Origin of the sequence: Chloracidobacterium sp. N (genome assembly GCF_018304765.1) — a bacterium.
GTDB classification, from domain to species: domain Bacteria; phylum Acidobacteriota; class Blastocatellia; order Chloracidobacteriales; family Chloracidobacteriaceae; genus Chloracidobacterium; species Chloracidobacterium aggregatum.
Genome location: NZ_CP072642.1, coordinates 858,217 through 876,555 on the forward strand (window position 1 = coordinate 858,217; position 18,339 = coordinate 876,555).

General features: G+C 60.3%; 16 protein-coding genes. 6 read left to right on the top strand and 10 right to left on the bottom strand.

Translation table 11 applies throughout. From position 1 onward, the window contains the following. Positions 1 to 81 precede the first annotated feature (81 nt). Both J8C05_RS03665 and J8C05_RS03670 read left to right on the top strand, forming a co-directional pair. On the top strand, positions 82 to 564 hold the full coding sequence (locus J8C05_RS03665; RefSeq protein WP_211422840.1) for an RNase H family protein: 483 nt from the start codon (positions 82 to 84) through the stop codon (positions 562 to 564). Positions 565 to 577: 13 nt separating this feature from the next. Beyond that, positions 578 to 1,204, top strand: coding sequence for a histidine phosphatase family protein (locus tag J8C05_RS03670; protein ID WP_211422841.1), 627 nt, complete (start codon positions 578 to 580; stop codon positions 1,202 to 1,204). Positions 1,205 to 1,212: 8 nt separating this feature from the next. Here J8C05_RS03670 and J8C05_RS03675 read toward each other — a convergent pair whose 3' ends face one another. From J8C05_RS03675 to secA, 10 genes are all read right to left on the bottom strand, one after another. Next, entirely contained in the window at positions 1,213 to 2,070 is an 858-nt protein-coding gene (locus J8C05_RS03675; RefSeq protein WP_211422842.1) for a phenylalanine 4-monooxygenase, read from the bottom strand. A 262-nt stretch (positions 2,071 to 2,332) separates the two neighbouring features. Next, positions 2,333 to 3,769 carry a cytochrome b N-terminal domain-containing protein gene (locus J8C05_RS03680; protein ID WP_211422843.1) on the bottom strand — a complete coding sequence of 479 codons (1,437 nt, stop codon included), beginning with the start codon at positions 3,767 to 3,769 and terminating at the stop codon, positions 2,333 to 2,335. A gap of 102 nt (positions 3,770 to 3,871) precedes the next feature. Next, positions 3,872 to 4,405 (bottom strand): QcrA and Rieske domain-containing protein, encoded by a 534-nt coding sequence (locus tag J8C05_RS03685; RefSeq protein ID WP_211422844.1) that lies wholly within the window; start codon positions 4,403 to 4,405, stop codon positions 3,872 to 3,874. Positions 4,406 to 4,599: 194 nt separating this feature from the next. Next, on the bottom strand, positions 4,600 to 4,785 hold the full coding sequence (locus J8C05_RS03690) for a CPXCG motif-containing cysteine-rich protein (protein WP_058866477.1): 186 nt from the start codon (positions 4,783 to 4,785) through the stop codon (positions 4,600 to 4,602). Between the two features lie 69 nt (positions 4,786 to 4,854). After that, entirely contained in the window at positions 4,855 to 5,985 is a 1,131-nt protein-coding gene (gene lepB, locus J8C05_RS03695; RefSeq protein WP_246840741.1) for a signal peptidase I, read from the bottom strand. A 73-nt stretch (positions 5,986 to 6,058) separates the two neighbouring features. Then, positions 6,059 to 7,402 (bottom strand): M16 family metallopeptidase, encoded by a 1,344-nt coding sequence (locus J8C05_RS03700; protein ID WP_211422845.1) that lies wholly within the window; start codon positions 7,400 to 7,402, stop codon positions 6,059 to 6,061. A 157-nt stretch (positions 7,403 to 7,559) separates the two neighbouring features. Further along, positions 7,560 to 8,948: an alkaline phosphatase D family protein gene (locus J8C05_RS03705; RefSeq protein ID WP_211422846.1), complete on the bottom strand. Its 1,389-nt coding sequence runs from the start codon at positions 8,946 to 8,948 to the stop codon at positions 7,560 to 7,562. A gap of 96 nt (positions 8,949 to 9,044) precedes the next feature. Continuing rightward, complete coding sequence (locus J8C05_RS03710) at positions 9,045 to 10,178, bottom strand: protein kinase domain-containing protein (RefSeq protein ID WP_211422847.1); 1,134 nt, start codon at positions 10,176 to 10,178, stop codon at positions 9,045 to 9,047. Positions 10,179 to 10,318: 140 nt separating this feature from the next. Continuing rightward, a complete protein-coding gene (locus J8C05_RS03715; protein ID WP_211422848.1) occupies positions 10,319 to 12,031 on the bottom strand; it encodes an ABC transporter substrate-binding protein in 1,713 nt (570 codons plus the stop codon). 146 nt (positions 12,032 to 12,177) lie between these two features. After that, on the bottom strand, positions 12,178 to 14,958 hold the full coding sequence (gene secA / locus J8C05_RS03720) for a preprotein translocase subunit SecA (protein ID WP_211422849.1): 2,781 nt from the start codon (positions 14,956 to 14,958) through the stop codon (positions 12,178 to 12,180). 512 nt (positions 14,959 to 15,470) lie between these two features. On the opposite strand from secA, the gene J8C05_RS03725 reads away from it, so the two are divergent. The 4 genes from J8C05_RS03725 (at position 15,471) to J8C05_RS03740 (ending at position 18,250) form a co-directional block, all read left to right on the top strand. Further along, the gene (locus tag J8C05_RS03725; protein WP_014099275.1) at positions 15,471 to 15,968 is read left to right on the top strand and encodes a roadblock/LC7 domain-containing protein; all 498 of its coding nucleotides are present in this window, start codon (positions 15,471 to 15,473) and stop codon (positions 15,966 to 15,968) included. Between the two features lie 76 nt (positions 15,969 to 16,044). Further along, on the top strand, positions 16,045 to 16,635 hold the full coding sequence (locus tag J8C05_RS03730; protein WP_014099276.1) for a GTP-binding protein: 591 nt from the start codon (positions 16,045 to 16,047) through the stop codon (positions 16,633 to 16,635). A gap of 185 nt (positions 16,636 to 16,820) precedes the next feature. Next, positions 16,821 to 17,606 carry an enoyl-ACP reductase FabI gene (locus J8C05_RS03735; protein WP_014099277.1) on the top strand — a complete coding sequence of 262 codons (786 nt, stop codon included), beginning with the start codon at positions 16,821 to 16,823 and terminating at the stop codon, positions 17,604 to 17,606. Positions 17,607 to 17,611: 5 nt separating this feature from the next. After that, positions 17,612 to 18,250, top strand: a complete 639-nt coding sequence (locus J8C05_RS03740) for a hypothetical protein (protein WP_211422850.1) — start codon at positions 17,612 to 17,614, stop codon at positions 18,248 to 18,250. Positions 18,251 to 18,339 lie beyond the last annotated feature (89 nt).

Below are 18,339 nucleotides of genomic sequence, written 5' to 3' on the forward strand. Positions count from 1 at the left end.
GCGGATGTTGTCACCCGACAGGCTGTCGGCTATCTTGCCGGGCTGTGTCGGGAACGACAAGTTACCGTGTGCATGAAGGTTATGACAACGCTCCCGGAAGTACGCATCGTGTGTGACGGTTCAAGTCTCGGCAACGGACGTGACACGGCTTCAGCCGCTGCCGCGGCACTGCTTGAACACCGGGGGCAGAAAGGGCTGACGCGCAAGTTTGTCGTCGAGTATCTCGGCCCGGCCACGAATCAACAGGCGGAAATCGTGGCGGCCTGCATCGGGCTGGAGGCGCTGCGGCAGCCCTGCCGGGCGGCCGTTGTGACGGATTCGCGCTATGTCGTTGAGACGATGAACGGCCGCTTCCGGCGGCGGGCCAACCACGCGCTGTGGGAGCGGCTTGACCGCGCCGCGGCCGCGCATGAAGTCACCTGGCAGTGGACGCAGGGCCACGCCGGCCACCCGGAGCAGGAAGCCTGTGACCAGGCGGCCCGCCATACAGCCGAACATCGCGGCCGGGATGACGCCTTTCTGAATCGTCTGCTGACGTCCCTGCCGTCAGCCTCCCCGGCCTGAGCTGGCAACCGGGATGGCGACCCGTCTGTTGCTTTTGCGGCATGGCAGAACCGACAACCCCGAACAACGCTGTTATGGCTGGCGGGATGTTCCGCTGCATCCCGAAGGACACCGGCAAATGGCCCGATGTGCCGCCAGACTGCGCCGGGTGACGCTGGCCGCTGTTGCTGCGAGCGACTTTACACGGGCAATCACCAGTGCCGACTACTTTGCCCGGCCGCGCGGTCTGCCGGTGCAAACCGACCCGGCCCTGCGGGAAATCCATTTCGGGGCCATTGAAGGATTGACGTTCGCCGAGGTCGAAGCCCGCTACCCGGCGACGGCACGGGAGTGGGTCGCCACGCCAGCCACGGTACGCTTTCCCGAAGGCGAGTGCTTTGCCGATGTACAGGCGCGGGTCATCCCGTGGGTCACGTCCTGGCTGCACGACTGGCAGGACAGAACCACGCTTCTCGTCATCCACAGCGGCACAATTCGCGCACTGCTTCAGTGGATGACCGGTTGTGACCCACAGGCGACACTCAGCATCAGGATTGCCTACGGAGATGTCTTTCGGTGTACCCGGACAACCCCGACGGGGAACTGGCAGCTTGAACAGTTGCCGTATGGCGGGACGGACTGGACACCCGTCCCGCTTTGAGCATTTGGTCAGGCTGGCATCAGGCCCTGGGCGGTTGCCCAGGCTTCAAAGGACTGTTCGAGTTCGTCGAAGGAAGCAATCTCGAAGAGTTCTTCCTGCATGTGATGGATTTCGACCGGCGTTTCCGTTATGCGCTCGATGTCGAAGGGAGTCTTCTTCACCTGGTCGGAGAGGGCATGTTCGATTTCCCCCACGGAGGAGCTGATACCAGCCCCGTAGATTTTCGTCAGCCGTGGGTCGCGGTCAGCGCCAGCGTGCGCCGTGGGGTTGATGAGACCGAATTCGACTGTGTACCAGTAAATCCGCCCCAGTTTGACCGTATCGGCTTCGTCCCGCGCGTTAATTCCGGCCTCGCCAAATTTGCGGAAAAACGAGGCAAAGCGCGGGTTGGTAATCATCGGCAGGTGCCCCATCAGATCGTGGAACATGTCGGGCGCCGGCGTGTATTCGAGTTCGGTCGGATGGCGCAGGAAGTCCGTGCAGGGAAAGAGCTTCTGGGCCAGCAGCAGGAAAAACGTCGCTTCTGGAACGTAGCCTTCCACCCGAATGCACTGCCATCCGGTGCATGCGCGGAGGCGTTCGCTCAAATCCGCCAGTCGGGGAACGCGCTCCCGTTCGTACTGGAGCTTTTCACGCCCGACGAGATACTCCTCGCACACCCGTCCCTGGATGGCAACCAACTGACGGTCGTAGAGCATGCGCCAGGTCTCGTGCTGCACCGGCGCATAAACCGGCGGCTGGATGTCGCGGCCGATGGTGCCTTCGGGCGACGGGCTGGGCGCAATGGGCGGTGATGGCTTGGCTTTGAAGACGACTTCCGTGGAGAGCTTTTGGGGAAGGGGGCGAAGGGCTACCGCAGCAGACATAACAGCTCTCCTCCTGACAGGATGTGCGACTTGGGGACGCTGACCCGAAGTTAGTGGATCGGCCGCACCAGACCAACGGCCATCTCGGACAAGTTGCCCCAACCAATCTTTATCGCTGCACGCCGGCTGAAGTGCCGGATTTTTGGCTGAGCCATAGCCTGTTGCTGTGCGCCAGGGATTTGCCGGCTTTCTGAAAAGCATCAAAAAAACGTGCCTGCCGCTTCGGCAGGCACGTCCATTGAGAACCATACAGTCAGGAAGGTTACTTGAGCGTGTGAATCCAGTCGGCAATGGCAACCCGGTCGGCAGCCGAAACCTGGGGCATAGGCGGCATCTTGGAGGCACCATAGGCCGATGGATTTTCAATCAGCCCGGCAATCTCTTCCTTGCTGCGTCCGGGTTTTTTCGCCACACCGGTGAGTTTGGGTCCGGCCGGGCCGCCCTCGCCCTGTTCACCGTGGCAGACGGCGCAGTTTTTCACAAAAGCTTCCGGCGCCGGTGCGGCCAGGACAGCGGCTTTTTGGCTCGTGTCTTTCGGCTCGAACGGTTCTTTCAGGAAGCGCGCACCTTCCTCTTCCTGGGCTTTGAGCTGGGCGGCGAAGTTCTGTTCGTCATCCCGCTTGGCCAGCAGGTGCAGCGTGCCCATGGCGACGAGCAGCGCAACCGTGCCCAGCATGATGAAGGGACGCTTGAGCGGATGCCGCTCCGGGTTGCGATCAAGAAACGGCAGAAAGGTGATGATGGCCATCACGATGCCGGGAATGATCAGCGAGCCAATGATGGCCGTCGAGCCGGGGAAGTATTTCAGAAGCTGGAACAGGAACAGGAAGTACCACTCCGGGCGCGCGACATACTGGGTCTGGGACGGGTCAGCTTTGGGCTCAAGCGGGGCGAGTGTCGTCCAGGACAGGTAAGCCAGGATGGCAAACACCACCAGCGAAAAGACCGCATCCTTGAAGACCTGTCCGGGCCAGAAGGGCTCAACCTTGAACATGGCTTCCTGCTCGGTCATGTTGAAGGGCCCGGCTGGCTGCGCCTTGCGGAACAGGTAGAGATGGGCGGCGATGCCACCGGCCATCAGCGCCGGCAGCAGAAAGACGTGAACCATGAAAAAGCGCGAAATGGTAATGGTGCCCATTTCGGTGCCGCCAATGATGATGCGCTTGATCATGTCTCCGAAGATGGGGACTTCGCTGGCAATCCCGACCGTGACCACCGTCCCGTAGTACGCTTTCATATCCCACGGCAGCAGGTAGCCGGAAAGTGAAAACGCCAGCACGAGTTGCAGCAGCCCGGCCCCGACCAGCCAGAGCAGTTCGCGTTTCTGCTTGTAGGCACCCCAGATGACGATCTGGAGAATGTGCAGCACCACCATGATGACCATGGCGCTGGAGCCATAGTGGTGCATACCACGCATGAAAGCCCCAAAGGGAACTTCCTTCATGATGTACTCGACCGATTTGTGCGCATCTTCGGCGCTCGGCACGTAGTACATTGCCAGGAAAACACCAGTGATGGATTGCAGGGCAAAAATGAACAGAAGCGCGCTGCCGAAAGCGTAAGCGTATTTCGTTCCACCTGGAATCGGCTCATCAAGCAGCTCGTGCATGATTTCACTGATTCCGGCGCGCTCATCAACCCAATCGTAGATTTTCCCTAACGTACCACCATTTGACTGTGGAATTGCCGGAGAAGCCATAGCTGAGAAAACCTTTCTAGGACTGTTTCTGTTACTGAGCAACAGGTGCCGAGGCGTGGGGGCTATCGCCGGCTGAAGCAGTCAGAACTGCCGTGTGTATCTTCACGAAAAAACCTCTTTGGTTGGAAGGAGGTTCTTGAATTTCTGGAAAACGACCTGAAGTTTGCCGTCGGCGACACGGTGTTCGAGCGCATCGAGTCCGCGCGCTGAAGCCGAACCTGGTTTTTTCTCGCCGCTGACATCAAAGGCGCTGTTGTGACAGGGGCAGAAATACTCATTCCGCTCTGGAATCCAGTTGACTTTGCAGCCCAGATGCGGGCAGGTCGCCGTAAAGGTCAGAAAGTCATTGCCCCGCTTGACGACCCAGATGGTTTCATCCGAAGATGACTTCACCCACCCGTCCCGAATCTCGATGGTAATCTTTTTGGCAGTTGGCTTACCTTCTTCAAAATCGGCAACTGAACCGAGGTCAATCCAGTTTTTGTCTTCACCGCCTTCGCCGGTTTTGAGTGCGTTTCCGACAGCAAATTGAAAAATCGGATAGGCCAGTGCGCCACCAATGCCGGCGCCAATCACAATGGAGCCAAGCCCCATAAACAGACGTTTGGTTTTGTCCACTTCGGACAGTTCGGACATAGAGACTCCTTGCTCGTGAAGCCGGAATTCAAGCGATCATCGTTCCAGAAAGCATGTGCCGGGGAAGAAATTGCCACGCTTGCGGAGGGATTTACCGGCGCCAGTATAGTGATGGAGGAAATCGGCGTGTGTAAGCAAGCTTACAGAGTGGGTGACTTTTGCCCAGGTTTGCGCCACCCGGAGAAAGCGAAAAATCAGCCTGGCTCGGCAAAGACGCAGACCGTTTCACCGTCATGGTCGAGAGTGAGGTAAAGCACGTTTGGTTGGCAGCAAACCGTACAGTCCTCGATGTACTGCTGCCGGCGGCCGCCGCTCCAGTCAGGAAAGGTGACGTTGGGTTCACCACAGTAGGCACAGGCGTAGGTTGCGGTATCCTGCATGCGCGCCGGGTTCCCTGGTGAGATAAAGTCGGGGGCAAAACTGTGTCCGGGTTTGCTGCGCACACCCGTTCACTCAGCGGGGGGGAGTTCCGGCCGGTCCTCCATCCGTTGCAGACGGCGGAGCGGTTCGAGGACGGTCGGCTCATCCTCGATGAAGCCCATCTCGCTTACCGGCCAGTAGCGATAGACCGCCTTGCCATAGATGTACATTTCCGGGACGAGTCCCCAGTTGCGACTGTCGTTGCTGGCGTCGCGGTTGTCGCCCATCACGAAGTAGTGGTGGGGTTCAACCACCCATGTCCGGGGTGGACTGACAATCGTCGTGTAGTCGCTCGACAGATAACCTTCCGGCACGAGCTTGCCGTTGATGTAAAGCTTGCCGTTGGCCAGGGTGACTTCATCACCGGGCAGGCCAATCACACGTTTGATGAAGCTTTCCTGGGGATTTTTGGGGTAGTAGAACACGACAATGTCGCCACGCTCGATTTTGGAAAAGTTGTAGATGAAGCGGTTGACGAACAGGCGCTCCCCCTCATGCAGATGCGGCAGCATGCTCGTGCCTTTGACATAGACGGGCTGAATGACGAAAAGCCCGATGAGCAGCGCGATGACGAGCGCCAGAAGCACATCCCGTCCGATGCTTAACCCTTCCCGTACCCAGTGTTTCCAGGCGGGCGACGCGCCAGTGAACGTGGAAATGACCACGCCGGCTTCATCGCCCAGGCCATGGCCGGAAGATGACTTATGGTCATCCACCGTCCACAGCGGTCGGAATACAGGCTGTGACCAGGCATCCGCCGGCCCCGAAGCCGCCATGACCGCATCGGTCAGGCACGATGCGGCGGCTTCCGGCGCGGCCACACCCCATCCGTTCTGGGGGATAGCCGTTCCTGTGGTCTGCGCCAACGTCTCAGAGCTGGTTTCTGTGGTGACGTCATCCAGTGGGACGATTTCCGGCTGACTCCCTTCTGATTGCGGAAGCCGGCCCGGGGCCATCTCATCGGCCGGAGCCGTGGCGTCCCCGTTCGCCAAGGCTTCCACTTCAGGCCGGAAGACGCTGGTCGGTGCAGCTCCATTCCGGGGGCTATCCACAAGCCGCATCCCCGGTAACGGTTCGGCCGTTCCGTGGTTGGAAAACGGGTATCCAGAGAGCTGATGGTCGGAGAACTGATCGTCGGGGAAATCGTCGCGCATCATCATCCACTCTGCATCCTCATAAGGTTGGCAGGTCAGGCCAGGCGGCAAGACATTGACATCCCAAGGTGTATTCCTATCACGGCTGGATGGTTTCGACGGTTCCAAATTTGGCCAAGCTGGCCTGTAGCGAAGCCGTCCCGCCAGAGACGATGATCAACCGCCCACGTCCCAGCATCTCACGCGCCAGCGCATGACAATCCGCCGGTGTTACGGCTGCTACGCGGTTGAGTATGTCAGCTTCGGCTGTTGGACTGCGGCCGTAGGTTTCCAGTCGTGCCAGACGCTGTGCCAGATCACGGTTGTTGGGCACACGGTCACGGGACGCCGATGCGACAGCCGCCTGGGCCGCACGAACATCGGCCTCACCCGGTGGTGTATCCCGCAGTTCGCTGAGAAGCTGAAGGAGCCGTTCGATTTGCGCCGGGGCCGTTTCCGGGGTGCAGACTCCGCTGAGCATCCACGGGCTGTCCGGGAGCCGGCGGTGGGAAAGTGTCAATTGCCAGGGTTGGCAGCGGCGCTTGAGCAACTCCGTCAGCACCAGCCACGTGGCGCGGGTCTCGGCGGTAGCTTCCGGCAGAATGCCGCCCAGTCGCACCTGAACCTGTCCGCCGGAGGGTCCGGTCTGAGGTTGGTGCACCAGGCGAAGCTGATCTGGAGGGTTGGGCGGCAGGAAGGTCGCCGGCGCCGGCTTGCCCTTCGCCCAGCCGCCAAAGGCGCGGCGTGTGACACCCCGTACCTGGGAGGCGGTGATGTCACCAACGATGATGACAGCCGCATTGTTGGGAAGCCAGTGCCGGCGGTAAAAATCGGCGACATCGGCCGGCGTAATCGCGGCAACGCTCTCCGGCGTCCCCAGCAGATTGTGATGGTAGGGATGGGCGTCATAGAGAGTCTGGAAAAACAGCGCGTCAGCCGCGGCTTCCTCGGTCTGGGCCGCACGGGCGGCCGCGATGGCCGCTTCCTGAAAGGGCTTGAAGCGGGTTTCGGCAACATCGCGCCGGGCCAGATCGGGCGTCGTCACCAGCCGTCCCAGCAAATCAATCAGGGTTGCCGCCTGGCGCGCTGGTCCCGTCACCAGAAGGCAGGTCTGGTCCCAGTCCACATCAACTTGAAGCTGGGCTTCGGCTTCTTCCAGTTCAAGCCGCACCCGTTCGGCGTCGTAGCCACCGCCGCCGCCACGGATACACTCCGCCGTCAGGCGGGCCAATCCTGCCTTACCCACCCGGTCAAACGTCGCGCCCACCTTGATGACGACCGCCACGGCGACGGAGGTCGAGCCGGGGCGTTCCGTCACCAGGATGGGCAGCCCGGTCAGCAGGGTATCCCGTTGAACCGGGGGAAGTTCATTGTCCGGCAGGGATTCCGGCTTCAGGGGGGCTTGCTGTGCTTGTGCGTTGTTGGTCACAAGGTTCCCAGGCATTCCCACCAGCAGCAGCCAGCCAGTGAGAAACCATAGTATCCAGCGGCGGGAACACCTCGGCGCAAAAGGCATGACTGGTAAACGACGACGGAAACCAATAGAAAATGTCGGCGGCGCTGCCGCAACGGAGTATCGTAGCCGAACGTTGCCTTTCAATCTACCGTCCTGAGCCGTCCGATGGGCGTGGAAAGCGCAACTCGCTGATGGGAATTTCCCGTTTCCACTGTTCGTTGCCGTTTTCGTCAAAGCAGCGCATGGTGAGCAGACGGTTGGCGCGTGGGCCGGAAAACTCCAGAATGCCGAAGTTGTGCTTCTCGACCAGCGTCCCCGGCACCCGGCAGGGGTTGTCCTGCTCGGCCTTGGAGAGCGTGGCCACGCCGGCCGTCAGGGAGCTCGATGTGAAGTCGTAGAGCGGATAGAGATTCGGTTCCAGGCGCCGGTTGAGTTCGGCCAGGTGGCGATCTCCCGAAATGAAGACGACACCGGGGATTTTTTCCGAACGGATGAAATCGAATATCCGGGACTGTTCAACCTTGAACCGGCCAAAGCACTCCCAAGGAGAAACAGGGTTGAGCACCTGTCCGCCGCTGACGACCACCTTGAACGTGGCCTCGCTGGAACGCAATGACTCCAGCAGCCAGCGAAGCTGCTCCGGCCCCAACATGGTTTTGTCTGGTGCGTCGTCGGGCAGGTGATTGGGCATCCGGTGGTAACGCCCGTCGAGCATGAAGAACTCGACATCAGCCCAATCAAACCGGAAAAAGCAGCCCGGCGTCTCCGGTGTGCCGTGGGTCGGGTTGCACCAGTAGTCCCGGAAAATGCGCAGGGCCGTATCCCGCCGGCGGAACGTGCGATCCGAATCATTCGGCCCGTAGTCGTGGTCGTCCCAGATGGCGTAGTGGTGGACGGCCGCCCACAGCGGTTGCAGTTCCGCTTGGGCGCGGGTGTGGGCGTAGCGATACCGCATCCCGGCTTCGGTCTGGTAGTCCGCCTCGCGGTAGTAGCAGTTGTCGCCCAGCCAGAGCATCACGTCGGGCTTCTGGGCCAGGATGGCAGAAAACACCTTGGGCGAATCGCCATAGGGCCGTCCTGGACGGTCAAAGGGCGGGTCATTGACGTAGTGGCACGAACCAAAAGCCACTCTGAAGGGCGGTGGCTCCGTTCGCCATTTCCACATCGGCTGGGTTTGAAACGTCATCGGATAGGGCCGCTCAATGCGCGCCCCGTCCACATAAACTTCGTATTCGTAGCGTGTGCCGAACGTCAGCCCGGAAAGGGTGAATTTGGCGATACCGTCTCCGGCATGGGTTGTGTGGTGTTCCTCACTGAGCCGGGTCGTCTCCGGCTTCCCCTGCACCCAATAGCGTATCTGGGTGCGGGCCGGCCGCCGGGTTTGCAGCCAGATCATCGTTTCAGTCATTTCGCTGTAACCAACCAGCGGGCCGGAAAGCAGGGCATCGGTTCCCGTGCCTTCGGTCCGCAGGCGCAGGAGAGACCAGGCTACCGGGGACAAGGCCAGGTGGCTGAGAAAGGAACGTCGCTTCACAGGGAGAAGTCCTCACAGGTGGAATCACACGACACGCCCGGCTGCGGTGACATACGACAGGGAAGGCACGCGGCATGTCGTGAACGGAACCGTCGGCTAGCTTCGCAGGGACCACCAAATGATGCTGCCCAGGAGCACACACGCTATGACGACGGCCACAATGATGACTGTGCGCCAGGTTGCGCTCCGCCGGGGGACTTCACGGGCCACGACGGTTTGGGACGCCATGATGGTATCGCCCGGACGGCTTGGAGGCGGTGGCAGTTCAGGCACTTCCGGCACGTTCGGGGGGAGCGCCGGCACTGCGACGACCGAAGCGCGTTCCGCCTCCCGTTTGGTCATGGTGGCTGCCAGGCGCACCGCCAGTTCCAACTCACGGGCAAATTCACTGCCCGACTGCGGCCGCCGCAGGGGACTTTTCTCAAGCGCCCGCATGATGACGCGCTCGACGTGCGCCGACAGGTCGGGGCGCAGTCGCCGGGGCGAAGGGGGAATCTCGTTGGCGTGTTTGCTCAGGATGACCTTGGAGGGGCCGCCGTGAAAGGGCGTTTTGCCGGTCAGCATCTCGTAAGTGATGATCCCCAGACTGTAGATGTCTGACCGCGCATCGAGTTCGAGTCCCTTGGCCTGTTCGGGAGACATGTACTGCGGCGTGCCCATGACCATGTTCTGCGCCGTGAGCGGGGCGCTGTCCGTGGTGTCTTCCTGCACCTTGGCGATGCCAAAATCGAGCACCTTGACCCGTTCCCGCTCGGCTTCGTCCGTGGGCAGCAGCATGATGTTTTCCGGTTTGAGGTCGCGGTGAATGACGTTCTGGGCGTGGGCGGCATCCAGGGCTTCCCCAATCTGCCGTACGATGTGTACCGTCCGGTCGAGCGTAAACGGCCCATCGGTCTGGATGGCCCGCTTGAGGGTCGAACCTTCGAGATACTCCATGACCAGATAGACGTAGCCTTCTTCGCTCGTCCCGAAGTCGGTCACATGAATGACGTTGGCGTGGTCAATGCGGCTGGCCGCCTGGGCTTCTTTCTGAAACCGCTTGACGGCGCGGCGCTGGGCGGCCAGTTCGGCGTGGAGAATCTTGACCGCCCAGAGTTTGCGCGTCAGGACGTGAGTGCCGCGGTACACCGTACACATCCCCCCCTCGCCGATGCGTGCCGTGAGGTGGTAGCGGTCTATGAAGACCCGCCCCACCAGCGGGTCTTCGCCGAGCTCTTCTTCATCGGACACCTGGGACAGCGGCCTTCCGTCGTAAGGACAGAAGGCGATGTCTGCCGTGTACGTACGCCGACATTGCGGACAGGCTTTCATGACTTACACACACTGCGAAAACCCATAGTACAGCAGACGACGCTTGACGGACGAGATGGTTACTTGAGGTAAAGCTCTTCGAGATTCCACGTGGCGGCGGGGTCAAATTTCGCCAGCCGGACGTTCAGCACATTGGAGCGGGCCCCGGCAATGGTGTGTTCCGAGACAAGGTGCAGAACCGGCGTGACCTCATTCCAGCTTCGCTGAAAATCGTTATAGAGTTTGCGCCGCTCTTCAATGGTTTTCTGGCGCAGTGCCAGGTCGAAGTTTTTGGCTATTTTCTTGAACCAGTCGTAACCCCGCAGGTCGGTCTGCACATTGGTGATGACCGGCTCGGCGAAGTAGGGGCGGCTGCCCGTCACGAAGGGTTGGAGGAAGATGGGGTCCGGGAGTTCCGGCTGAATTTCGACCAGAATCATGTCGAAAACCCCGGAGGTCAACGCTTTCCACCACTTTTCCAGGGGTTGTTCGTCCAGCACGATGTCCAGTCCGGCCGCGGTCAGGTCCTGTACGATGGACTGCCCGATGGCAACAGCGGTTGGCTCTTTGGGAACAATGAACTTGAAGCGTACTGGCGCCTTGATCCCGTCAATGAGTTTGCCGTCCCGGTAACTGTAGCTGGCGGCCTGCAGGGCCGCTTTGGCCGTTTCCACATTGGGTTCATAGCGGGGTGCATTCGGGTCATACCAGGTGGTATTGCCGGGGGTGATGAGACCAAAGCAGGGGTCGGCGTTGCCCCCCAGCACGGACGCGGCCAGGCGTTTGCGGTCAACCAGCCGTGAGATGGCTTCCCGGAAGTCATCGTTCAGAAAATGTTTCGCGCGGTTCCGGTCCACCTTGGTCTGGTCAATCCGGGTGTTGCCCACCAGCGTCCACACGCGCAGCGAGCCACCGGCGTTACGCACCTTGGCCTGCCCTTCCACGGCCTTGGCCTGCTCTGGCAGCAGGTAGTCAATGACATCGTACTTGCCTTCGACGAACCGCTCCGACTGGGTCTTGCGATCCACCCCCAAGTCATAGACGACTTCGTTGAGGTAGGGCAGCACCGTACCGGCATTGTCCACTTTCCAGTAGTTCGGATTGGCTGCCAGCCGAAGCTCCTTGTTGGGTGAAAATGATTTGACGACAAAAGGCCCGGAGCAGGCGATTTTGGTCGGGTCATCCGCAACCGTCGGGAAGTTGGTTTTGGAGACAATGGGAATCCGGGCAAAGACAAACTTCGCAGCATCAGCCGAAATGGCATCGTTGAATTGAATCTCTACGGTTTGGGGGTCAACGATGCTGAACCTGGCGTCCCCACGCTCGTTGCCCACACCGGTTTTGAGCAGGTCGCTCAGGGCAGAGCCAGCCTTGAGAGCTTGTTCGTACGAGAAGACCACATCATCCGGCACCAGGGGAGAGCCATCCGAAAAAAAGCACTTGCGGAGCGTCACCCGGTAGGTTTTCCCGTCACCGGCCAGGGAGACCGCCGTGGCCAGACCGCTGTCCTCGACAACCTGTTTTTCAAAGTCGTAATCCAGCAGCGTGCCGTAGAGCTTACGCAGGACAGCCAGCGTATCGGGGGTGGAATCCACGAAGGGGTTGAAGGTCAAAGGTCCAAAGGACAGCGCCAGCCGGAGTGTCCCGCCTTGTTTGCCCGGCTCACATTTGGCCGGCTTGGCATCTGTGCCGGCCATGAGTTTGCGGGAGGCCGTTCCACATCCCGTCGCCAACGTCAGACAGAGGGAAAGCGCCAGCGAAAGAGCTGTCGCCGCTCGAGTTGTTGCATGCATGCGTCATGGTCGCCGACCGCCCAGCCACCCGAAAACAATCGCGCCAGCTTGGGGCAGGCGGTGGTGTGTTGAAATGAAATACGGGTGCTGGCCCGTACCTTTATCAGAGTAGCCGGGAAAATGCCACGCTTTGCTTTACAAACCACTTATGCGCCGTGGCAGTTTTTGTACTTCTTGCCGGAGCCGCAGGGGCAGGGTTCGTTGCGTCCGATCTTGGGTGTGCGGCGGACGACCGTTCCGCCTTCACCGGCCCGGGCGGCGCCGGCGTTGGCCGCCGTGTACACCTGCCCGGTGGCCGGGCGGGGGGTCGGCAGGGAAGCCGTTGGGGTGCGTTGCGTGGACGCGCGCGGCAGGGCCGGCGGCGCGGACACTTCCCCGGCAACTTCAAACTCGTCGCTGGTGGTTTCGTCCCGTGCGGACAGCTCGTCCTCGAAGTCGAGCGCCGAGGTTTCAGCGACTTCGACGCGCATGTTGAACAGGATACGGACGCATTCTTCGTCCATCCGGTCAATCATCTCTTCAAAGAGCCGGCTGGATTCTTTCTTGTATTCAATCAGGGGGTCTTTCTGCCCATACCCGCGCAGTCCGACGCCTTCCTTGAGGTGGTCCAGCGTCGCCAGATGCTTTTTCCAGTGGGCGTCAACGATGTTGAGCATCACGTGGCGTTCAAGCTGGCGCAGATTTTCAGCTCCAATTTTGGCTTCACGCGCCTGGTGGCGCTCAAGGATGGTCTGCCATACCCTGGCGCGGATTTCATCCCGGCTCAGACGGTCAAAGTCGAGGTTTTCGGCCTCGCAGTCATAGGCGTAGAGATCGAGCAGGGCCACGCGCAGGCCGTCCACGTCCCATTCTTCCGGGCGTCCATGAAGGTAGCGCCGGATGACATCCGCGAGCAGGTCCTCGGCCAGGTGAATGAATTGCCGCCCGCCTTCCGCGCCTTCCATCAACTCGCGCCGCAGGTTGTAAATGGTTTCGCGCTGGAGGTTCATCACATCGTCGTATTCGAGCAGATGCTTGCGGATGGAAAAGTTATGGGCTTCGACCGACTTCTGGGCGGCTTCCACCCGCCGCGACACCATGCGGCTTTCGATGGCGACGCCTTCTTCCATGCCCAGCGTCAGCATGATGTTCTTGAGCCGCTCGCCGCCGAAGATGCGCATCAGGTCGTCTTCGAGTGACAGGTAGAACCGCGAGGAGCCGGGGTCGCCCTGCCGGCCGGCGCGTCCGCGCAACTGGTTGTCAATGCGGCGCGATTCGTGCCGTTCACTCCCGATGATGTGCAGCCCGCCGAGCGCCACGACTTCAGCATGCTCCCGGTCCGTCTGGGCTTTCATCTGCTCAAACAGGGCCTGGCGCTCTTCCGGGGGGACTTCTGCCGGATTGCGTTCCTGCCGGCGCAGTTCGGCGTCGGTCAGAAATTCGGGATTGCCGCCAAGCAGAATGTCCGTACCGCGGCCAGCCATGTTGGTGGCAATGGTGACTGTTCCCTTGCGCCCCGCCTGGGCAACGATTTCCGCTTCCCGTTCGTGGTACTTGGCATTCAGCACGTTGTGAGGAATGCCAATAGCGGAAAGCTTCCGCGAAACGAGTTCCGAGTTGGCAACCGAAGCCGTCCCGACCAGGATCGGCTGACCGGTCTGGTGCCGTTCCTTGATTTCTTCAACAATGGCGTTCCATTTCTCTTCGGCCGTCCGGTAGATGAGGTCGGGATAATCCTGCCGGATCATCGGCCGGTGCGTCGGGATCACGGTGACTTCCAGGTTGTAAATCTTGGCAAATTCCGCCGCTTCGGTTTCGGCCGTTCCGGTCATCCCGGCCAGCTTTTCGTACATGCGGAAGTAATTCTGGAGCGTGATGGTCGCCAGCGTCTGGGTTTCGGCCTCGATTTTGACGCCTTCCTTGGCCTCCACCGCTTGGTGCAAGCCATCTGACCAGCGCCGTCCGTCCATCGGACGCCCGGTGTGCTCATCCACGATGATGACCTGCCCATCCCGCACCATGTATTCCTTGTCGCGGTGGTAGAGGGTATGGGCCTTGAGCGCCTGATTGACGCAGTGCAGCAGCTCAAAGTTGGCCGGGTCGTAGAGGTTTTCAACCCCAAGCAGCTTTTCAACCCGTTCGATGCCGCTTTCGGTCAGCGCCGCCGTGTGTGTTTTTTCGTCCACCAGATAGTCGGTGGCCGGGTTGAGCTTGGGAATGACATCGTTGGCGAGGTAATACTTTTCACTCGATTCGTCCGAGGGGCCGGCGATGATGAGCGGCGTGCGGGCTTCGTCAATGAGGATCGAATCCACTTCGTCCACGATGGCAAAATGGTGGCCACGCTGGACGCAGGATTTGACCGAATACTTCATGTTGTCGCGCAGGTAATCAAAGCCGAACTCGTTGTTGGTGCCATAGGTGATGTCACAGGCGTAGGCTTCGCGGCGTTCATCGTCGTAGAGGTGATTCTGGATGACGCCCACGGAAAGACCCAGAAACCGGTAAATCTTGCCCATCCAGTCGGCGTCGCGCTTGGCCAGGTAGTCATTGACGGTGACGACGTGCACGCCGCGTCCCGTCAGGGCGTTGAGATACACCGGCAGGGTGGCGACGAGGGTTTTGCCTTCGCCGGTGCGCATTTCGGCAATGCGTCCGTGGTGGAGGGCGATGCCGCCGATGAGCTGGACATCAAAGTGGCGCATCCCGGTCACACGCCGTGAGGCTTCGCGAACCGTGGCAAAGGCATCCGGCAGCAGATCATCGAGGGACTCGCCCTGCTCCAGCCGTTCCTTGAACCGCGCCGTCTGGGCCTGCAGTTCGGCGTCGGAGAGCTCCTGCAGCCTGGCTTCCCGGTCGTTGATGGCCGACACGAGGGGACGAATCCGCTTGAGGTAGCGTTCGTTGGCGCTACCGAAAATTTTGGCAAGAACCTTGTCGAGAAGCATGGGTGTGCCTGGGCTGAAGAAAATCGAACGGGGTGCGGCAACGTCACTCTACGTTGCCAGGACCACTTGGGTAATGTGCCGGACACTTCGGCGGAGAAGTCAGGCCCGATGAGGGATACTAGGGAATCACCTGGGTGGCGTCAAGAAAGCCATGGTTCCGGGGGCTTCCTGGCGGGGGCCGCAGCCTGTTCCGTGACTGGGGGGCGGGCTTCCGAGAAATGCCCTTGAAAGCGTTTTTTCGCCTATGCTATGAAGCCGGTTACTTCAGGCACATTGCTGCGTTGGTGTCCGGCTTGGGTGGCGAATGGCGATGAAATGGGGGCAAAACCTGGTTTTTGTGCCGCGCCGTGGGAGCCGCCAACGTGTGTGTGAACGTGTGTGAGTGAACGTGTGAACGACGGAGCTGATGCCTCAACCGCGCCCACTGGACGAGAGATTATGGCTGCTGATGTAATTTGGGTATAGCCAAACCAGGCAGCACGCGCTACCTTTCTCGACGAGGATGGTAAAACATGTCAAGTGCCGCGCTGGTGCTCTACGGTGAAGAGTATCAGCAAATCAAGAACATCATTGCCCGCCTGTGCGAAGACGCCAACGCCCGAATGGTGTTTCTGATCGATAAGAACGGTCAGAAGATTGCCGACCACGGGGATGTCGGTGCGATTGACACCACCAGCCTGGCCTCGCTGACCGCCGGCAACGTCGCTGCCACGGATGCACTGGCGCATCTGGTTGGTGAAAAAGAGTTTCCGGTTCTGTCACACGAGGGGGAACGGGATAACATCCACATCTCGATTGTGGCGCAGCGGGTGATTCTGGTCGTCATTTTTGATGAGCGGTCGAGCTTGGGGCTGGTGCGCCTCCGGGTCAAGCGGGCCGCAACCGATATGGCGGAAGTGCTGGAAGCCATTGCCCGCAAGGTCGAGGAGGAAAAGGCCCGTGGCGTCAATCTTGAATCACCCTTTGCCGAAATCACCGAGGACGATATTGACAACTTGTTTTCTGATTGAGAAGGTGTAGAGGAACAACATTTCTACGCCCAAGCGCTTTTTCAGGTTCTGTCTGTAGTGCGAGGAGTGGCTTGCCTTGACGTTCATCAATTACGCTGCCCGTGAAATCAACTGTAAGCTCGTCTATTACGGCCCCGGTCTTGGCGGGAAGACGACGAACCTGCAATATATTTACGACACGACTTCTCCGCAGGCGAAGGGCAAGCTGATCAGCCTGGCCACGGAAACCGACCGGACGCTGTTTTTTGACTTTCTCCCGCTGGAACTCGGCACCGTACGGGGCTTCAAGACCCGTTTCCACCTCTACACCGTGCCGGGACAGGTCTTTTACGACGCCAGCCGCAAGCTGATTCTCAAAGGCGTGGATGGTGTGGTCTTCGTGGCCGACTCGCAGGAAGAGCGTATGGATGCCAACATCGAGTCGCTCTGGAACCTGGAGCAGAACCTCAAGGCGCAGGGCTATGACCTGATGAAAATTCCGTACGTCCTGCAGCTCAACAAGCGTGACCTGCCCAGCGCCCTGCCGGTCGAGGAACTCAAAAAAGAACTCATGCGCAAAGGCGAGCCGGTGTTTGAAGCTGTCGCCTACAAGGGCACGGGTGTTTTCGATACGCTCAAGGCGGTGGCCAAACAGGTACTGGTCGAGCTCAAGAAAGGCGGCGGCTAGTCCTGATCCAATCCTGATCTGTGGTACGTCCGGCCCTTCACCGGCCTGGCCGCAGGAAGCAGCGACAGACACAACGGGCATGCCCGTTTGAGGCTTCGGTAGTCAACCGAAGCCTTTTTCCATTATGGTTGGCAGTGGTTTGGCCCGGCCATCCATATCCTCACTGTGTGGTAGGACCCCTCATCATGCTTACCGGTAAAAAAGGTGTGATTCTCGGCGTGGCAAATAAGCGCAGCATCGCCTGGGGGATTGCCCAGGCGACGGCACAGGCCGGTGCAACGCTGGCCCTGAACTACCAGAACGAACGTCTTGAAGCCAACGTCCGTGAACTGGCGGCCACGCTGGACAATCCGTTCGTCGCCCCCTGTGATGTCACCAGTGACGCCGACATTGCGGCGTTCTTCGAGGCTGTCAAAACCAACTTTGGTACGCTGGATTTTCTCGTGCATGCCGTGGCCTACGCGCCCAAGGAAGACCTGGAAGGAGCGTTTGTGGACACCTCCCGCGAAGGCTTCCGCATCGCCCATGACATCAGCGCCTACTCGCTGACGGCTGTGGCGCGGGCAGCACTGCCCCTGATGAAAGACCACGGCGGCAGCATCGTGACGCTGACGTATCTCGGCAGTGAGCGGGCTGTCGTCGGATATAACGTCATGGGCGTGGCCAAGGCGGCGCTCGAAGCCAGCGTCCGGTATCTGGCGGCCGACCTGGGCCCTTATGGCATTCGCGTCAATGCCATCTCTGCTGGTCCGATCAACACGCTCGCCGCGCGGGGCATTCAGGGATTTACCAAAATGCTCAAACACCATGCCGCCGTGGCCCCGTTGCGCCGGCCCACGGAAGTGGCCGAAGTCGCCGACACGGCCCTGTTTCTGGTGTCGCACATGGGGCGTGGTATCACCGGTGAGGTCATTTACGTGGACGGCGGCTACCACTGCATCGGCCTCGTGCCCAAGGATGAGCCGGCCTAGGTCGCGTGGATGTGTTGAGAACGTGGCTGGCCCGGACGCGCACACCCATTGATGAGCCGTCCCTGCCCACCTGGGATGCCCTGCACCCATCCGTGCAGGCCGAGTTGGGCGTAGCGGGGGTGACGGCCACTGACTTTGCCTGGTTTGGTCGGCGGCGGGGCGACCTCCTCAACTTCTATTGGGCGCTCAAACGCAAGCGCCTGTGGCGGCACATCTGGTTCGAGCAGCCAAATCAGGAAGTGGGCTTCAACGGTCTGCGCTTTCATCCGCGCTACGGAACGGCGTCCCTGCTTTCTGATCTGCGCGCTGATGCCACCTTCACCGATCTGCGCCAAACATGGCGTGGCCGGTTCAACAGCCGGCTGCATCCAGAGCGATACAACTTCTCGGAAAACGACACGCCCGTGGCGTCGCTGCACTTCAACTTCGACGACGCCGACACGGCCGACGTCCACTTTGACTACTTCAATGCGCATGCGCCGGGCGGCTGGCCGCTCCTCGCCCACGCTTTCTGGGAGTATCCGCTCAAATTTCTTGTGGATTACTCGAATGCCGAAGACATCCGGCGCTGCCTGCACGTGCGGGACGGATGTGATCCCTGGCAGGTCATCCGCCGGAACGGCGCCCGGAATTGGCCTGCCTGAGCTACTTGAGGGTGATGCCACTCGCAAAGCGCCTTGTGAGGCGCCAGATTGAAACAGTTTAATCACGCTTTTTTGGTTTTTGTGTCACA